Below are 18,106 nucleotides of genomic sequence, written 5' to 3' on the forward strand. Positions count from 1 at the left end.
TCATGGACCAGAATAACCTGTTGGAAGTGCGCGACCTGCGCGTCACCTTCCGCCTGGACAAGAAGACCACGTTCGAAGCCGTCAAGGGCATCTCGTTCAACGTGCCGCGCAACAGCACCGTCGCCCTGGTGGGCGAATCGGGTAGCGGCAAGTCCGTCAGCTCCCTGGCCGTGATGGGCTTGTTGCCGCCGGATAACACCATCATCGACAAGCAATCGCGCATCCATTTCGGCGGGCGCGACCTGCTGCAACTGTCGATCGCCGAGCGCCGCACCATGTGCGGCAAGGATATCTCGATGATCTTCCAGGAGCCGATGTCGTCCTTGAATCCCGTGTTTACGGTCGGCTTCCAGATCGCCGAGGTATTGCGCCAGCACATGGGCATGAACCGCAAGCAGGCAAGGGCGCGCACGCTGGCGCTGCTCGAGGAAGTGGGCATACCCGACCCCGCCACGAAGATCGACGCCTACCCGAGCCAGATGTCGGGCGGCCAGCAGCAGCGCGTGATGATCGCCATGGCGATCGCCTGCGAACCGAAGCTGCTGATCGCGGACGAGCCGACGACGGCGCTGGACGTGACGATCCAGAAGCAGATCATGGACCTGATCGCGGCGCTGCAAAAGAAACACCAGATGTCCGTGCTCTTCATTACCCACGACCTGGGCCTGGTGGGGGAGATCGCCGACCAGGTGATCGTCATGCGCCATGGCGAAGTGCGCGAGACGGGCGAGGTACGCCAGGTCTTCGAGGCGCCGCAAGACAGTTACACGAAAGCGCTGTTGCATTGCCGCCCCTCGCTGGACGAGCGCCCATGGCGTTTGCCCGTCATCGCCGATTATATGGAGGGCAAAGCGGGCCCCGGCGTTGAGGTGAAACAGCGCACGCGCGGCTATACGCCGGGCGACGAGCCCGTGCTGGTGGTCAATAACCTCAGTAAAAGCTTTTATACGCGCGAGGGCCTGTTCGGCAAACGCGAATTCCAGGCCGTCAAGGATGTGTCGTTCACTTTACCGCGCGGAAAAACCCTGGGCGTGGTGGGCGAATCCGGCTCCGGCAAGACGACGGTGGGCCTGACCCTGTTGCGCCTGCATCAGGCCACGGGCGGCACGGCCATGTTCCATGGCAAGGACCTGATTGCCATGCCGAACAAAGAGTATTTGCCGTATAAACGCCGCATCCAGATCATCTTCCAGAATCCGTACGCCTCCTTGAATCCCCGCTTTACCGTGGGGCAGATTCTGCTGGAACCGATGCGCATCCACAAGATCGGCGCCGATGACAAGGAACGCATCGCCAAGGCCTACTGGCTGCTGGACAAGGTGGGCTTGCCGGAGCAGGCTTTCCACCGCTATCCGCACGAGTTCTCGGGCGGCCAGCGCCAGCGCATCGCCATTGCCCGCTGCCTGACCATGCAGCCGGAGATTCTGGTGTGCGACGAATCCGTGTCGGCGCTGGACGTGTCGGTGCAGGCGCAGGTGCTCAATCTGCTGCAGGATTTGCAGGATGAATTCGGCCTGTCCTACATCTTCATCTCGCACGACTTATCGGTGGTGAAATACATCGCCGACCAGGTGATGGTGATGCACAAGGGGCAGGTGGTGGAACTGGCCGATTCGGATGAGCTGTACCGCAATCCCGTGCATCCGTACACGCGCACCTTATTGAGCGCCATACCGAAGGGCGTGCAAATCTAAACACGCTTTTACGGTAAGATAGCGGCCATGCCCAACCTCATTTACCTGCTCGAACATTACGGTGTCCTGATTGTCTTTGGCATCGTGCTGGTGGAGCAGCTCGGCCTGCCGATTCCCGCCTTCCCCATTCTCGTGGTGGCGGGGGCGCTGGCCGTCGATGGTGACATGAATGGGGGACTGGTGCTGGCCGCCGCGCTGGGCGCCTGCCTGATCAGCGACTTCACGTGGTTCCGCGCGGGCCGCCATTTCGGCAAGCGCATCCTGCGGCTGCTGTGCCGCATCTCGCTGTCGCCCGATTACTGCGTCAGCCAGACGGAAGACAAATTCAAGCGCTGGGGCCCGAAAGCCCTGATCGTCTCCAAATTCGTGCCGGGATTCAATACCGTGGCCGCACCGATGTCGGGCGCGCTGGGCACGCCGCCGCGCCTGTTCTTCCTGTATGCGGGCCTGGGCGCCTTGCTGTGGAGCGGCACGGGCATCGCCGTCGGCGTGATCTTTCACGCCAGCGTGCAGCAGGTGCTGGACCTGCTCAGCACCATGGGCAGCACGGCCTTGCTGATGCTGGCCGCCTTGCTGGGCTTGTTCCTGTTGTACAAATTCCTCGAACGCCGCCGTTTCCGCCAGGCCTTGCAGATCGAGCGCATCGGCATCGATGAATTGCTCGAACTCATAGAGCAGGGCGAGGAGCCGCTGATGGTCGACGCGCGCAGCGCCACGGCGCAGGCGCTGGAACCGGCCGTGCCGGGCGCCTTGTTCTTCAATGGCAAGGAACCCGTGCCCGCCATGATCGCCATGGACAAGGACCGCCACATCATCGTGTATTGCAGCTGTCCCAACGACGTGACGGCCGCGCAAGTGGCCAAGCTGCTGCATCAGCACGGCTTTCACCGGGCCAAGCCCCTGCATGGCGGCCTCGATGCGTGGAATGCCGCCTACCGCTCGGACCAGCCGGCGCCCGCCAGCCTGCTGGGCGAAGGCTTGCCCTCCTGATTTGCGCATGCCTGCCGCATCGCGGGCAGGCAGTAAAACCGGTAGTAATAATACGAAAACACCGCCACCGGGCGACCAGGACGGCAGCGCCGCACCAGCGCCGCGCCATACAAAGCGGCTTTGCGCAAACTGCGGCATACTCTGTTTTCCAGGCGATTCCTGCTGCTGTGCAGCATGCTTTTGGCGGGCCTGCCGAGTGCGAGTACTCACTATAAAACATTCTTTGTGAGCAACTTTGGCCTTGCCTGTTGCATTTGGAGTGGAACTACCAATAAAGGCTTGTTTTGATGTACTTAAACTACAAACTTTGCTTGCCTCCGGGCGCATTCATCCTTTAAGCTTGGCGTCCCATGCGTCCCACTTCATCATTTAAAATCATGAGCGCTTCGTCTTCCCCCGTACTGCCGACTTCCGCCTTTGCCGATGGACCGCGCCTGCTGGCCGACGTGGGCGGCACCAATGCCCGTTTCGCCCTGGAAGTGGCCGCCGGCCACATCACCCTGGTGGAAGTGCTGCCCTGTGCCGACTACCCGAGCCTGTCCGCCGCCCTGCAAGCCTACCTGGCCTTGCCGCACATCGCTGCCGCAGGCGGGCAAGCCGTGCGCCATGCCGTGATCGCCATTGCCAACCCCGTCGACGGCGACTTCCTCAGCATGACGAACCACCACTGGTCGTTCTCGATCCGCGCCATGCGCGAAGAGTGCGGCTTCACGACCCTGGACGTGGTCAACGATTTCACGGCCCTGGCGCGTTCCCTGCCGCAGCTGTCGAGCGAGCAAAAACACCAGGTGGGCGCGGGCACGGCCCGTCCGAACACGGCCATCGGCCTGATCGGCGCGGGCACGGGCCTGGGCGTGTCGGGCCTGATTCCTTCGCACGGCGGCTGGATCGCCCTGCAAAGCGAAGGCGGCCACGTCAGCTTTGCGCCGTTCAATGAAACCGAAGTGAGCATCCTGCAATTTGCCTGGCGCGAATATGAGCACGTCTCGGCCGAGCGCCTGATTTCCGGCGATGGCCTGGAATTGATCTACCGCGCCCTGGCCGACCGCGCGGGCGTGCCGGCCGAAGACTTGCCGGCGGCGGAAATCACGCGCCGCGCGCTGGCCGGCGAATCCCAGCTGTGCGACGACGTCATCGAAGCGTTCTGCTGCATGCTGGGCACGGTGGCGGGCAACGTCGCCGTCACCCTGGGCGCGCTGGGCGGCATTTATATCGGCGGCGGCATCGTGCCGCGCCTGGGGGCGCGTTTCGACCGCTCCGGCTTCCGCGCCCGCTTCGAGCGCAAGGGCCGCTTCGCCAATTACGTGTCGCAAGTGCCGACCTTCGTCATCACGGCGCAGTACCCAGCTTTCCTGGGCGCATCGGCCATTCTCTCGGAGAAACTCGCCTCCCTGTGATGCGGGCAGCGGACGATGTGTCGTGCCAGGACCGGGTAAACCATGTGTTTTGCCCGGTTTTGCGCTTTTCCGCTTTTTATCAGGTACAATTGGCATCGTTGGATGAAACGACGACTGTCGCTCTCCTGTCTGGCTGCATCGTCGCCACGGGAAAAGCAGCTGCTCCGGAGTTCGTTTCATTGCTGGTTATTTAAGGCCAGCACCATGGATGGCAGGACTTTCACTGCATCCGCTTTAATCCCGCTTTGCGCGCATCGGCCAAGGCGTCGGAAAAACAGCCTCAACTAGTAACCCAGCACGGCGTCATCATCGATGTCTGCCATCTGTTACGTTGAAATGAACGTTTTTGATTTCTTTCTCTGCATACGAATTGCAACACACATCCGCACAGAATTGCTATGAATACAATTGAGGCTAAAAAAGTCCTCGAAACCGCGTTGCTGTGCGCTCGTGAATCGCTGACGATCCACAGCTTGAAGAAGCTGTTCGTCGATGCGGACGAGAATGGCCGCGTGCGCGGTGTCGGCGTCGGTGCCGACACGATCAAGCAGTTGCTGGAGGAGTTGCGGCAGGAGTGGGAAGGGCGCGGCATCGAGATCGTCAGTCTGGCTTCGGGCTGGCGCTTTCAAAGCCGCCCGGAAATGAAGATGTATCTCGATCGCATGACGCCCGAGCGGCCGCCCAAGTATTCGCGGGCGACCCTGGAAACCCTGGCCATCATCGCCTACCGCCAGCCGGTGACGCGCGGCGATATCGAGGAGATTCGCGGCGTTGCCGTCAATTCGCAGACGATCAAGATGCTGGAAGACCGTGGCTGGGTCGATGCCATCGGCTACCGCGACGTGGTGGGACGGCCGGCCTTGCTGGCCACCACCAAGCAGTTTTTGGATGATCTGGGTTTGCAATCGCTGTCCCAGCTGCCGCCTTTGCAGCAAATCAGCGAGATGCAGGGCAATGGGCTCGAAGCCCTGGAAGCGGCCCTGCAAGAAAATTTTGATAAAGCAACGAATGACGTTGCCCACCAGCTTGGTGCAGGTAGCAATACGGCTGTGACAGATGTAGATGTGACAGCAAGCCTTGATGCCGGCCCCGATGCTTCGCCCACGGACGAAGCCTACACTCACGACCCTGCGCCAGAACTAACGGTTGACGCTGCGCCAGGTCAGCACAGCCAAGAAACGAAGAATGAATAATCCGAACACACCCGAGACAGTAACCGCCAGCGACGAAGCCATCGTTGCCAAGCCCAAGCGCCGCACCAAGGCTCAGATCGAAGCCGATGCAGCCGCTGCTGCAGTTGCCGGCGACAGCGCCGCCGCCAAGCCGAAGCGCCGCGCGAAAGCCGACGTGGCCGCCGATGCGCCCGTCGCTGAAGCTGTCGCCGCCGACGCTGCGCCTGCCGCCAAGAAATCCCGCGCCAAGCCGGCCCTGAAGGCCGTGGCTGATGCCGCGGAAGCCGCTGCCGAAGCCGTTGCCGCCCCGGCGCCGCGTCCGCCGCGCGCCCGCGCCGCCGCCAAGGCCGCTGCCGCTGTCGCTGAAGTAGCACCGGAAGCCGTCGCCGACAAGCCGGCCGAAGCACGCCCGACCCGCGGTCCGCGCCAGATGCGCGGCGTGCAGGCGGAACGCGCGCTGCGCCAGCCGCCGCGCGCCGAAGCGCCGCAGGCGGCCGAAGCCGTTGCAGCAGCGCCGGCCGCCGAGCAGGCTGCCGCGCCTGTCGCCGATGTGTTCGATGCCGAAGGCAACCTCGTGTCCGGCCCGCGCCTGCCGCGCGGTCCCCGCAACGACGTGCCGGGCGCCGGCAAGAATGCCGGCAAGAGCCGCAAGAAGGGCAAGGGCCGCCAGGCTGCGCCAGGCAAGCTCAGCGACGCTGATGCCGTCTTCTCGTTCGTCACTTCCGACGCCTTCGACAGCGAAGAAGGCGGCACGGGCCGCGTACAGAAAGCGGCCGTGCGCCGCGATCTGACGTCCGACGACGATGCGCCGAAGCTGCACAAGGTGCTGGCCGAAGCCGGTCTCGGTTCGCGCCGCGACATGGAAGATCTGATCATTTCGGGCCGCGTCTCCGTCAATGGCGAGCCGGCCCACATCGGCCAGCGCATCCTGCCGAGCGACCATGTGCGCATCAATGGCAAGTTGATCCAGCGCCGCGTCAGCAAGAAGCCGCCGCGCGTGCTGGTGTACCACAAGCCGGCCGGCGAGATCGTCAGCCATAACGACCCGGACGGCCGTCCATCCGTGTTCGATCGCCTGCCGACCATGAAGGCCGGCAAGTGGCTGGCCGTTGGCCGCCTCGACTTCAACACGGAAGGCTTGCTGCTGTTTACCACCTCCGGTGATCTGGCCAACCGCCTGATGCACCCGCGCTACGGCATCGACCGCGAGTACGCCGTGCGTACCCTGGGCGAGCTGGAAGAGGGCATGCGCCAGAAGCTGCTGGCCGGCGTCGAGCTGGAAGACGGCCTGGCGCAGTTCTCGAAGATCGCCGATGGCGGCGGCGAAGGCATCAACAAGTGGTACCGCGTGGTGATCGGCGAAGGCCGTAACCGCGAAGTGCGCCGCATGTTCGAAGCCATCGGCCTGACCGTGTCGCGCCTGATCCGTACCCGCTACGGCGCCATGACCCTGCCGAGCGGCCTGAAGCGCGGCCGTTGGGAAGAGATGGATGAAAACACCGTGCGCGACCTGCTGGCCGCCTACGGCATCGAAAAGAAAATGCCGGTATCGGGCGATCCCCGTGCCGCTGGCGCCGCCAAGGGCCGCGAAGCGCGCAAGGTCAGCCGCGATGACGAGCCGAATGGCAACCGCATCGATGTGAGCAACCGCAACGCCGATCCATTCCCCGTCGCGCCGCGCCGTGGTCAGCCGCAAGGCCAGTTTGCCCGTCCGCAAGGCCAGGGCCGCCCGGGCGGCGCCGGCCGTCCAGGCGACGCGCGTGGTCCGGGCCGCGGCCAGCCGCAAGGTCCGTTCCAGGGCGGCCAGCCCCGCTCGTCGGCTTCGTTTGAAGGCGCGCCGCAAGGCCAGGGCCGTCCGCCGCGTGCGGCAGGCCAGGGTCAAGGCCGTCCCGGTGGCGAAGGCCGCGCGCCGCAGCGCGGTCCGCGCCAGCCCGATCCGCTGCAAACGGCCTTCGGCTTCGCCAACACGGGTCCGCGCCGCAATGCCGGTGGTGGTGCCGGTGGGCAAGCGCGTTCCGGCGGCCAGCCGCGTGGCGGCATGGATCGTGGCGGCATGGATGGCATGCCGCGCCGCCGCAGTAAAGGTTAATCGGGAAGAGTTTCTTCTTGCGCGCCTGCCGATCTGCGGCGGGTGCGCGCTCTTGTAACTGTTGTAAGCCGGGCCGCTCCTCGTGTGCGGCATTGCGGCGAAGTTAATAAGAGGTTATAATCTGCAGCCTAATAAAAGTTCTCCGCAGGGTTGTTTGGTGGGGAGTGCTTTCATCTGGTTGGGGAAATACAAGAAGATGGGCAGATGCCCATTTTTTTTTTGTTGAACCGTTTGTCATGGCTCCGCAAGGAGCCATATATGACTTGAATGCGTGTTTTTGCATGTTGTCGGCGCCCAATGCGGCGCTGTCATGCCGAAAACGGGCCTTATTTCTGGAGAATTTCTTGCAGCAGTTGGGATTAATTGAAAAGACAGTTACAGGTCTGGGCTATGAGCTCGTTGATGTCGAACGTGCCGAGCGCGGACTGCTGCGCGTCTTTATTGATTTCAGCGCCGCCGATGCCGCTGAAAAAGGTCCGATCACGGTCGAAGACTGTGCCACGGTGAGTCACCAGTTATCGCATGTGTTGACGGTAGAGAACGTTCCTTACGAGCGTCTCGAGATTTCTTCCCCGGGTCTCGATCGTCCGGTGCGCAAGCTGGAAGACTTCGTCCGTTTCGCAGGTCAGGAAATCATCGTCAAGCTGATGGTGGCGATGCCGGGTACGAACAACCGGAAATCGTTCCAGGGGATCTTGCAAGAACCCGTGGGCGATAAATTGTCGTTGGAATTTGAAGGTAAGGATGGTCCGGCGATGTTGGAGTTTACGCTCGCCGATGTGGATAAGGCACGCTTGGTGCCGCAGGTGGTTTTTAAGGGACGCAAAGCATGAGCCGCGAAGTTTTATTATTGGTTGACGCGCTGGCGCGCGAAAAAAACGTCGATAAAGATGTCGTCTTCGGCGCCCTCGAATTCGCGTTGGCGCAAGCCACGAAGAAACGGTATGAGGGTGAAGTAGACATCCGCGTTTCGATCGACCGCGAAACGGGCGAATTCGAATCGTTCCGCCGCTGGCACGTGGTGCCCGATGAAGCGGGCCTGCAATTGCCGGATCAGGAGATCCTGCATTTCGAGGCAAAAGAACAGATTCCCGATATCGAAGTCGATGACCACATCGAAGAACCGATCGAATCCGTCGAATTCGGCCGCCGTTTCGCCCAGGATACCAAACAGGTGGTCCTGCAGCGCGTGCGCGATGCCGAACGTGAACAGATCCTGGTCGACTTCCTGGAGCGCGGCGATTCGCTCGTCACCGGCACCATCAAGCGCATGGAACGCGGCGACGCCATTGTCGAATCGGGCAAGATCGAAGCACGCCTGCCACGCGACCAGATGATCCCGAAAGAGAATCTGCGTATCGGCGACCGCGTGCGTGCCTACATCTTGCGCATCGACCGCAATATGCGCGGCCCGCAAGTGATCCTGTCGCGCACCGCGCCGGAATTCATCATGAAGCTGTTCGAGCTGGAAGTGCCGGAAATCGAGCAAGGCATGCTGGAAATTAAATCCGCAGCCCGCGATGCCGGCGTGCGCGCCAAGATCGCCGTCTACACGGCCGACAAGCGCATCGACCCGATCGGTACTTGCGTTGGCATGCGCGGTTCGCGCGTGCAGGCCGTGACCGGCGAGCTGGGCGGCGAACGCGTCGACATCGTGCTGTGGTCGGAAGATCCGGCGCAGTTCGTCATCGGCGCCCTGGCGCCGGCGAACGTGTCGTCGATCATGGTCGATGAAGAAAAACACGCGATGGATGTCGTCGTGGATGAAGAAAACCTGGCAATCGCGATTGGCCGTTCCGGTCAGAACGTGCGCCTGGCCTCGGACCTGACCGGCTGGAAGATCAACATCATGACGGCCGAAGAATCGGCCGACAAAGCTGCCCAGGAAACGGCTGCCGTGCGCATCCTGTTCATGGAAAAGCTCGATGTCGACCAGGAAGTGGCCGATATTCTGGTGGAAGAAGGTTTCGCCAGTCTGGAAGAAATCGCTTACGTGCCAATTTCCGAAATGCTGGAAATCGAATCGTTTGACGAAGATACCGTCAATGAACTCCGTACCCGTGCGCGTGATGCGCTCGTGACCGAAGCGATCGCTTCGGAAGAGGGTCTGGAAGGCATGGACGAGGCGTTGGTGAATCTGGAAGGCATGGATCGCATCACCGCCGGCAAGCTGGGTCTGGCTGGTATCAAGACCGTTGAAGCATTTGCAGCACTGGCATACGACGAATTTGGCGCAATCCTGGCCTTGTCTGCGGACCGTGCGCGTGAACTGATTACAAGTGAATTTAAAGATGTGACCGACGATGAGATGAAGTTGGTTGACTCGAAATACGACGATCGTGCCAAGGCGTTGCAAGCCAAGGCATGGAGTCTGGCCGAATCCGCAAAGGCTTAATTTGAGTATCTTTATCATCTCCGCGACACATAGAAAAGAGGACTGAATGGCGAGTAACAACGTAGCCCAATTTGCCACCGAACTGAAGATGCCTGCAGATTTGCTGCTGACGCAGCTGCGTTCTGCCGGCGTCGAGAAAAGTTCGACGTCAGATCCATTGTCGAAAGATGATAAGGACAAGCTTTTGGATCATCTGCGCCGCACACACGGCGCAGCGGCTGACACAGAAAAGAAAAAAATCACCGTGACCCGCAAGGAAACGACTGAGATCAAGCAGGCTGACGCCACCGGCAAGTCGCGCACTATCCAGGTGGAAGTGCGCAAGAAACGCACTTTCGTCCAGCGTGACGAAGCTGCGCCGGTCGCGGCAGAACCGGTCGCGCCTGCCGCACCGGTGATCGATCCCGCCGACGTGGCGCGCCGTGAAGAAGAAGCCCGTAAACAGGCTGAACTGATCGCCCGCCAGGAAGCCGATCTGCGCGAAAAGCAAGAACGTCTGGCCAAGCTCGACGCGGAAAAAGAAGCCCAGGCGAAAGCCACGCAACAGGCTGAATTGGCTGCGAAGAAAGAAGCTGAAGCAGAAGCGAAGAAAGCGGCTGCCAAAGCTGCTGCCGCGCCTGCCGCCAGCGCCGCTGCGCCTGTCGTTGACGACGCCGCCGCCGAAGCGAAAAAAGCCGCTGCCGCTGAAGAAGCGAAAAAGAAAGCCGCCGCCGCTGCTGTTGCCGCCAAGGAAGCCGCTGACAAAGCGGAAGCCACCGAGCGCGCACGCAAGGCCGTTGCCGACGAAGTCGCCCAGATCAAGGCCATGATGAACGCGCCACGCCGCGCCATCAAGGCACCGGAACCCGTACCGGTTCCCGTCAAGCCGAAGGCGCCGGAAGGCACGCTGCACAAGCCTGCTGACAAGAAACCTGGCGACAAGCCGGGCGACAAGAAGCCTGCTGTTGCAGACAAGAAATCCATCAAGTCGGCCAATGTGTCGTCCACCTGGTCCGATGACGCGAAAAAACGCGGCACCACCGGTGGTCCTAAACCACGCGGCAATAGCGGCCCAGGCGGCCGTGACAGCTGGCGCGGTGGCGCGAAGGGCCGTCGCCCGACGCACCATGACGACCGTGAATCGAACTTCCAGGCACCGACGGAAGCCGTCGTCAAGGACGTGCACGTACCGGAAACGATCACCGTGGCCGAACTGGCACACAAAATGTCCGTCAAGGCATCCGAAGTCATCAAGCATTTGATGAAATTGGGCCAGATGTGCACGATCAACCAGGTGCTGGACCAGGAAACCGCCATGATTCTGGTGGAAGAAATGGGCCACAAGGCGTTCGCCGCCGAACTGGACGATCCGGAAGCGCTGCTGGCCGATGTGGGCGAACACGCGCACTTCGAAACCAAGCCACGCGCACCGGTGGTCACCGTCATGGGTCACGTCGACCACGGCAAGACCTCGCTGCTCGATTACATTCGTCGCGCCAAGGTGGCCTCCGGCGAAGCGGGCGGCATTACGCAGCATATCGGCGCTTACCACGTCGATACGCCACGCGGCATGATCACCTTCCTCGACACCCCGGGCCACGAAGCGTTTACCGCCATGCGTGCCCGTGGCGCCAAGGCAACCGACATCGTGATTCTGGTGGTTGCCGCCGACGATGGCGTGATGCCGCAAACGAAAGAAGCGATTGCCCATGCGAAAGCAGCCGGCGTACCGCTGGTAGTGGCGATCAACAAGGTCGACAAACCGGGCGGCAACGTGGACCGCGTGACGCAGGAACTGGTCGCCGAACAAGTCGTGCCGGAAGAATACGGTGGCGAATCGCCATTCGTGCCGGTCTCGGCCAAAACGGGCCAGGGCATCGACGACCTGCTGGAGCAAGTGCTGTTGCAAGCCGAAGTGCTGGAACTGACGGCACCGGTCGATGCGCCAGCGCGCGGCCTGGTAGTCGAGGCGCGTCTGGACAAGGGCCGTGGTCCTGTCGCGACGATCCTGGTGCAGTCCGGTACCCTGAAGCGCGGCGACGTGATTCTGGCGGGCTCTTCGTATGGCCGTGTTCGCGCCATGCTGGACGAGAACGGCAAGTCCATCGCTGAAGCGGGTCCTTCGATTCCGGTCGAAATCCAGGGTCTGACGGAAGTGCCGGTTGCCGGTGAGGAAGTCGTCGTCATGGCTGACGAGCGCAAGGCGCGTGAAATCGGTCTGTTCCGTCAAGGTAAGTTCCGCGACGTGAAACTGGCGAAACAGCAAGCTGCGAAACTGGAAAACATGTTCGACCAGATGGCCGAAGGCGAAGTGAAAAACTTGCCACTGATCATCAAAACCGACGTGCAAGGTTCGCAAGAAGCGCTGGTCGGTTCGCTGCAGAAACTGTCGACCTCCGAAGTGCGCGTACAAGTGGTTCACGCGGCCGTCGGCGGCATCACGGAATCGGACGTCAACCTGGCAGTCGCCTCGAAAGCGGTCATCATCGGCTTCAACGCCCGTGCTGATGCCCAGGCACGCAAGCTGGCCGAGTCGAATGGCGTGGACATTCGCTACTACAACATCATTTACGATGCGATCGACGAGATCAAATCGGCGTTGTCGGGCATGTTGGCACCAGAGAAACGCGAAACCGTCATCGGCCAGGTCGAGATCCGCCAGGTTATCCTGGTCTCGAAGGTCGGCGCGATTGCCGGCTGTCTGGTCACCGATGGCGTGGTCAAGCGTGCTTCTTCCGTCCGCCTGTTGCGCAACAACATCGTGGTGTGGAGCGGCGAGATCGACTCCCTGAAACGCTTCAAGGACGACGCGAAAGAAGTTCGCGCCGGTCTGGAGTGCGGCCTGTCGCTGAAGAACTACAACGACATTCAGGTTGGCGACACGCTGGAAGTGTTCGAAGTCCAGGAAATCGCTCGTACCCTGTAATCGCAGCAGCAATGAAAACCGCGCGGACATACCGTTGTCCGCGCAAACACGTGGGGCGCATTGGTCAACGGGCAACCGTTTGACTCATGCGCCCTGCGGCACTTAGGACAGCATAAAATCATGGCTAAACATAGCAAAACCATGCCAGCGCGCGGCTTGCGCGTGGCCGACCAGATCCAGCGCGATCTGGCTGAGATCGTCGCCTACGAATTGAAAGACCCGCGCGTGGGCACGATGATCACCATCACCGAAGTGCAGATCACGCCCGATTACGCGCACGCCAAGGTGTTTTTCACGATGTTGAAAGACAGCAAGGAAGCCATCAAGAACACCACCGAAGGCCTGATGGCCGCCTCGGGCTTCATCCGTGGCTTGCTGGGCAAGCGCCTGCACATCCACACTCTGCCGATGCTGCATTTCGTGCACGACAGCTCGACCTCGCGCGGCATGGAAATGTCGCTCCTGATCGACAAGGCCAACGCCACGCGCGCGGCCGACGCCGAGCCGGACGAGAAGTCTGCCGACAAAGCGGACGAGCAATAACAGTGGCGGGTCCGAAGAAACCACCGGGCATCAAGCGGGTGCGTGACCTCGTCGACGGCGTCTTGCTGCTCGATAAGCCTGTGGGCTGGTCCAGCAACGATGCCCTGATCAAGGCCAAGCGCGTGCTGAACGCGAAAAAAGCCGGCCATACGGGCACCCTGGATCCGTTCGCCACGGGCTTGCTGCCGCTGTGCTTTGGCGAGGCGACCAAGTTCTCGCAGGATTTGCTGGAAGCCGACAAGACCTACGAAACCCTGGTGCACCTGGGGCAGACGACGGATACGGGCGATACCGAGGGCGAAGTGCTGGAAACGCGCGACGTCAACGTCACCGAAGAACAGATCGAAGCCGTGCTGACGCGGTTCCGCGGGCCTATCCTGCAGACGCCGCCCATGTACTCGGCCTTGAAAAGGGACGGCAAGCCCCTATATGAGTATGCAAGGGCAGGCATCACCCTGGAGCGCGAAGCGCGCCCGGTGACCATCCACAAGCTCGAGTTCCTCGGCTATGAAGCCCCGTTCCTGAAATTGTCCGTGATGTGCAGCAAGGGCACATATATCCGCGTGCTGGGCGAAGACATCGGCCACGCGCTCGGTTGCGGCGCTCATCTGAACGCCTTGCGCCGTACGCAGGTGGGCAACCTGACGCTTGACGGCGTCGTCACCTTGGATGAGCTGACGGCGCATGCCACGCCGCTGAGTCTGCTGGCGCCCGTCGATGCATTATTGTCGAGTTTTCCCGCCGTCCAGCTGACGGAAGAATTGGCCAAGCGTTTCCTGCATGGCCAGCGCATCGCGCTGGGCAAGGAAGACGTCGCCGTGCCAGCCGAGCCGGGCAGGGTGCGCGTGTATCACGACAGCAAGCTGCTGGGCACGGGCCAGTTGCAGGAATACAGCATCCTGGCCCCGGAGCGCCTGATCGCCACGGCACACCAATAAGTCACAGCAACGTCATATTACCCAGCGACACTCTTCAAACAGTGTCGCTTTTTTAAACAATCCGTCCCCGACTGCGGGAGCCGCCAGCATTTTTAGATAGCGTTGCAACGCAACATGCTATACTACGCGGTTCCGGAAATAGATTAGCATTCGGGTATCTCGTACACCTTGTACGCACTCCGCAGTTTTTCAGTAACTACTACGACCATGTCAAATACAAAACGCGCAATTCGTAATATCGCCATTATCGCCCACGTTGACCACGGCAAAACCACGCTGGTGGATCAGCTGCTGCGCCAGTCCGGCACCTTCCGTGAAAACCAAGCGGTCGACACCCGAGTCATGGACTCGAACGACCTGGAAAAGGAGCGCGGCATTACGATTCTGTCGAAGAACTGCGCTGTTGAGTACGAAGGCACCCACATCAATATCGTCGACACCCCAGGCCACGCCGACTTCGGCGGCGAAGTGGAACGTGTTCTGTCGATGGTGGACTCGGTTCTGCTGCTGATCGATGCACAGGAAGGCCCGATGCCGCAAACCCGTTTCGTCACGCGCAAGGCGCTGGCACTGGGTCTGAAGCCTATCGTGATCGTCAACAAGATCGACCGTCCAGGCGCACGTCCTGACTGGGCCATCAACCAGACGTTCGAACTGTTCGACAAGCTGGGCGCAACCGACGAGCAACTGGATTTCCCTATCGTTTACGCTTCGGGCCTGAACGGCTATGCCGGCCTGACCGAAGACGTGCGCGGCGGCGACATGAAGCCGATGTTCGACGCCATCCTGGAACACGTTCCAGTGCGTGACGACAATCCTGAAGGCCCGCTGCAAATGCAGATCACCTCGCTGGACTACTCGTCGTACGTCGGCAAGATCGGCATTGGCCGCGTCAACCGCGGTACCGTTAAAGTTGGTCAAGACGTGCTGGTCATCAATGGCCCAGGCGCAACCCCGATCAAGGGCCGCATCAACCAGGTGCTGAACTTCAAGGGCCTGGAGCGCGTGCTGGTGGACGAAGCTGTTGCCGGCGACATCTGCCTGATCAACGGTATCGACGAAATCGGCATCGGTTCGACCCTGTGCGCACTGGACACCCCGGAAGCGCTGCCGATGCTGACCGTCGACGAGCCGACCCTGACCATGAACTTCATGGTCAACAACTCGCCACTGGCTGGCCGCGAAGGCAAGTTCGTGACCTCGCGCCAACTGCGTGACCGTCTGGAAAAAGAATTGAAAGCCAACGTTGCTCTGCGCGTAGCGCCGACCGACGACGACACGATCTTTGAAGTTTCGGGTCGCGGCGAGCTGCACCTGACGATTCTGATCGAAAACATGCGTCGCGAAGGCTTCGAGCTGGCCGTATCGCGTCCACGCGTGGTGTTCAAGATGGTCGATGGCGTGCGCCACGAGCCGTTTGAAAACCTGTCGGTTGACGTGGAAGAAGCCAACCAGGGCGGCGTCATGGAAGAACTGGGCCGTCGTCGCGGCGACCTGCAAAACATGGAATCGGATGGCAAGGGCCGCGTGCGTCTCGAGTACCTGATCCCGGCGCGTGGCCTGATCGGCTTCCAGGGCGAATTCATGACCCTGACCCGCGGCACCGGCCTGATGAGCCACGTGTTCCACGAATACGCACCAGTCGACAACACCCGTGGCGAAATGGCTGGCCGTCGTAACGGCGTGCTGATCTCGCAAGATGACGGCGCCGCCGTTGCCTACGCTATCTGGAAACTGCAAGACCGCGGCCGCATGTTCGTGTCGCACAATGACCCAGTCTACGAAGGCATGGTCATCGGTATCCACTCGCGCGACAACGACCTGGTCGTCAACCCGATCAAGGGCAAGCAGCTGACCAACGTGCGTTCGTCGGGTACCGACGAAGCGGTGCGCCTGGTACCGCCAATTCAGATGTCGCTGGAATACGCAGTCGAATTCATCGAGGACGACGAACTGGTGGAAATCACGCCTAAATCGATCCGTCTGCGCAAGCGCTTCCTGAAAGAGCACGAGCGTAAAAAAGCGTCGCGTGATGCGTAATCTGTTGTAGAGCATGGCCTGCGGGCCATGCCGCTTCCGGCCCGCTGCGCCGCGTCACCGTCACTGGTGAGGCGCGCAGCGGGTTTGTCATTTGCAGCTCCTGTTTTTTTTGTAGACACCATGACTTCCTCCTCTTTGCCCTCCCGCCGCCTGTCCGTCGCCCCGATGATGGACTGGACCGACCGCCATTGCCGTAAGTTCCACCGCGAAATCACGCGTCACACCTGGCTCTACACCGAGATGGTGACGACGGGCGCGCTCGTCTACGGCGACGTGGAGCGCCATCTGCGCTTCAACGAGGAAGAGCATCCGGTGGCGCTGCAGCTGGGCGGCAGCGATCCGACAGACCTGGCCACCAGCGCCAGGCTGGGCCAGCAGTGGGGCTATGACGAGGTCAACCTGAACTGCGGCTGCCCGTCCGAGCGCGTGCAAAAAGGGGCGTTTGGCGCCTGCCTGATGGCCGAGCCGCAACTGGTGGCGGACTGCGTGAAAGCCATGCGCGACGTGGTCGACATCGACGTCACCGTGAAACACCGCATCGGCATCGACGACAGTGAATCGTACGACTTCGTGCGCGACTTCGTCGGTACCGTGGCCGACGCCGGCTGCAAGACGTTTATCGTGCATGCGCGTAATGCCATCCTGAAAGGCCTGAGCCCGAAGGAAAACCGCGAAGTGCCGCCCCTGAAATACGATTACGCCTATCGTCTGAAGCGCGATTTTCCCCAGTTCGAGTTCATCATCAATGGCGGCATCAAGACCCTGGACGAGATCGATCTGCATTTGCAGCATCTCGATGGCGTGATGCTGGGCCGCGAGGCGTATCACAATCCCTACGTGATGGCGCAGTTCGACCAGCGCTACTACGGCGATGACGCGCCCGTGAAAACGCGCGAACAGGTGCTCGAGGCGATGATTCCGTACATTAGCGCGCAGCTGGAAAAGGAAGCGGGGCGCTTGAAGCTGAACAGCGTCACGCGCCACATGCTGGGCCTGATGCAAAACCTGCCCGGCGCGCGCGGCTTCCGCCAGACCCTGTCGGACTCGAAGAAGCTGGCCTCGGGCGACCCCCGCTTGCTGCTGGAAGCGGCGGCGCGTTTGTCGCTGCCCGCGTAATGGACGCCTGCCACGGCCTTGCGCGCGTGATCGAAGGCTACTTGCTGGCCGTCAGCGCCCTGAAGGATGACGGCAGCTTGTTTCTTTGCGAGTACCTGGGGCCCGTCGCGCCGCAGGCATCGCTCGACGCGCTGTGCCGCGCGCTGCGGATTGCGCCGGAGGGCTTGTCCTTGCAGCCGCTCGGGAGTGTGGTGTGCAGCGGCATCGCTTGCACGCCGCGCCAGTGGCTGCTCGAACGGTTCCGTCCCATGAGCGAGGCGGACCGCCAGCCGCTCGATGCGCGTTTATATGACGGTTTCGAGCGCGAACTGGCCGAACTGCTGCGCGGCGAGCCCCGCTGGTATCAACTGGTATCATCGGGCCAGATCAGCCTGGCCGGGCAATTGGGCGCCATCTGGAGCGTCTTTGTCTTCGGCACAGAGTGCCACGCCTATGTGATGCATTGCAGCTGGGACAGCTGATTCAACTTGTCTATACCGCTGCCGCTGCGCAGTGGTATTGTCCGTACTCCCCCTTCCTCTGAGTACCTCCTTCAAAACGATGCAATATGGCTACGCCATGTGTTGTAAATGCGCTGTTTCGGCGCACGCCCGCACTGTGATGGGGCATTTCTAAGAGGCAAGAATCGGCGTTGTTGCCATTTCCCCGAAGAAAGTTAATCTGCTATTTATTCAGGTACTTATTGCTTGCTTTGAGGCAAAATTTACACCTATAATTGATTATAGACAAATATTTCTCATATGAATGTTTGATGTTGATCTCACATCAACGGTGTCAAAAATTCAGCGTGTGGAGCAAGTTTGCATTCGCAGTCACTGGGTGTTTCA

13 protein-coding genes are annotated in these 18,106 nt (G+C 61.1%); all 13 read left to right on the plus strand.

The features are described 5' to 3' along the window. Positions 1 to 2 precede the first annotated feature (2 nt). The 13 genes from ACQ4WQ_RS16735 (at position 3) to ACQ4WQ_RS16795 (ending at position 17,740) form a co-directional block, all read left to right on the plus strand. The gene (locus ACQ4WQ_RS16735; RefSeq protein ID WP_436498543.1) at positions 3 to 1,694 is read left to right on the plus strand and encodes an ABC transporter ATP-binding protein; all 1,692 of its coding nucleotides are present in this window, start codon (positions 3 to 5) and stop codon (positions 1,692 to 1,694) included. A gap of 27 nt (positions 1,695 to 1,721) precedes the next feature. Further along, entirely contained in the window at positions 1,722 to 2,684 is a 963-nt protein-coding gene (locus tag ACQ4WQ_RS16740; protein WP_070219237.1) for a VTT domain-containing protein, read from the plus strand. 377 nt (positions 2,685 to 3,061) lie between these two features. Continuing rightward, positions 3,062 to 4,081, plus strand: a complete 1,020-nt coding sequence (locus ACQ4WQ_RS16745; RefSeq protein WP_230538714.1) for a glucokinase — start codon at positions 3,062 to 3,064, stop codon at positions 4,079 to 4,081. A 398-nt stretch (positions 4,082 to 4,479) separates the two neighbouring features. Next, entirely contained in the window at positions 4,480 to 5,274 is a 795-nt protein-coding gene (gene scpB / locus ACQ4WQ_RS16750) for an SMC-Scp complex subunit ScpB (protein WP_326457792.1), read from the plus strand. Further along, on the plus strand, positions 5,267 to 7,342 hold the full coding sequence (gene rluB, locus ACQ4WQ_RS16755) for a 23S rRNA pseudouridine(2605) synthase RluB (RefSeq protein WP_436498546.1): 2,076 nt from the start codon (positions 5,267 to 5,269) through the stop codon (positions 7,340 to 7,342). Before scpB ends, rluB begins: the two co-directional genes overlap by 8 nt. Before the next feature lie 344 nt (positions 7,343 to 7,686). Further along, the gene (rimP, locus tag ACQ4WQ_RS16760; RefSeq protein ID WP_035828693.1) at positions 7,687 to 8,175 is read left to right on the plus strand and encodes a ribosome maturation factor RimP; all 489 of its coding nucleotides are present in this window, start codon (positions 7,687 to 7,689) and stop codon (positions 8,173 to 8,175) included. Next, the gene (nusA, locus tag ACQ4WQ_RS16765) at positions 8,172 to 9,737 is read left to right on the plus strand and encodes a transcription termination factor NusA (protein ID WP_070222358.1); all 1,566 of its coding nucleotides are present in this window, start codon (positions 8,172 to 8,174) and stop codon (positions 9,735 to 9,737) included. The genes rimP and nusA overlap by 4 nt, the downstream gene beginning before the upstream one ends. Positions 9,738 to 9,783: 46 nt before the next feature. Next, positions 9,784 to 12,642 (plus strand): translation initiation factor IF-2, encoded by a 2,859-nt coding sequence (infB, locus tag ACQ4WQ_RS16770; protein ID WP_034760145.1) that lies wholly within the window; start codon positions 9,784 to 9,786, stop codon positions 12,640 to 12,642. Between the two features lie 120 nt (positions 12,643 to 12,762). Next, entirely contained in the window at positions 12,763 to 13,185 is a 423-nt protein-coding gene (gene rbfA, locus ACQ4WQ_RS16775) for a 30S ribosome-binding factor RbfA (RefSeq protein ID WP_436498549.1), read from the plus strand. A gap of 2 nt (positions 13,186 to 13,187) precedes the next feature. Further along, on the plus strand, positions 13,188 to 14,123 hold the full coding sequence (gene truB / locus ACQ4WQ_RS16780) for a tRNA pseudouridine(55) synthase TruB (protein ID WP_436498551.1): 936 nt from the start codon (positions 13,188 to 13,190) through the stop codon (positions 14,121 to 14,123). Positions 14,124 to 14,330: 207 nt separating this feature from the next. After that, entirely contained in the window at positions 14,331 to 16,163 is a 1,833-nt protein-coding gene (typA, locus tag ACQ4WQ_RS16785; RefSeq protein WP_070223676.1) for a translational GTPase TypA, read from the plus strand. A gap of 120 nt (positions 16,164 to 16,283) precedes the next feature. After that, positions 16,284 to 17,279 carry a tRNA dihydrouridine(20/20a) synthase DusA gene (dusA, locus tag ACQ4WQ_RS16790; RefSeq protein ID WP_076569141.1) on the plus strand — a complete coding sequence of 332 codons (996 nt, stop codon included), beginning with the start codon at positions 16,284 to 16,286 and terminating at the stop codon, positions 17,277 to 17,279. Further along, on the plus strand, positions 17,279 to 17,740 hold the full coding sequence (locus ACQ4WQ_RS16795; RefSeq protein ID WP_436498553.1) for a hypothetical protein: 462 nt from the start codon (positions 17,279 to 17,281) through the stop codon (positions 17,738 to 17,740). Before dusA ends, ACQ4WQ_RS16795 begins: the two co-directional genes overlap by 1 nt. Positions 17,741 to 18,106: the final 366 nt, after the last annotated feature.

This window comes from Janthinobacterium goodfellowi, from assembly GCF_051380695.1.
In the GTDB taxonomy this organism is placed as follows: domain Bacteria; phylum Pseudomonadota; class Gammaproteobacteria; order Burkholderiales; family Burkholderiaceae_D; genus Janthinobacterium.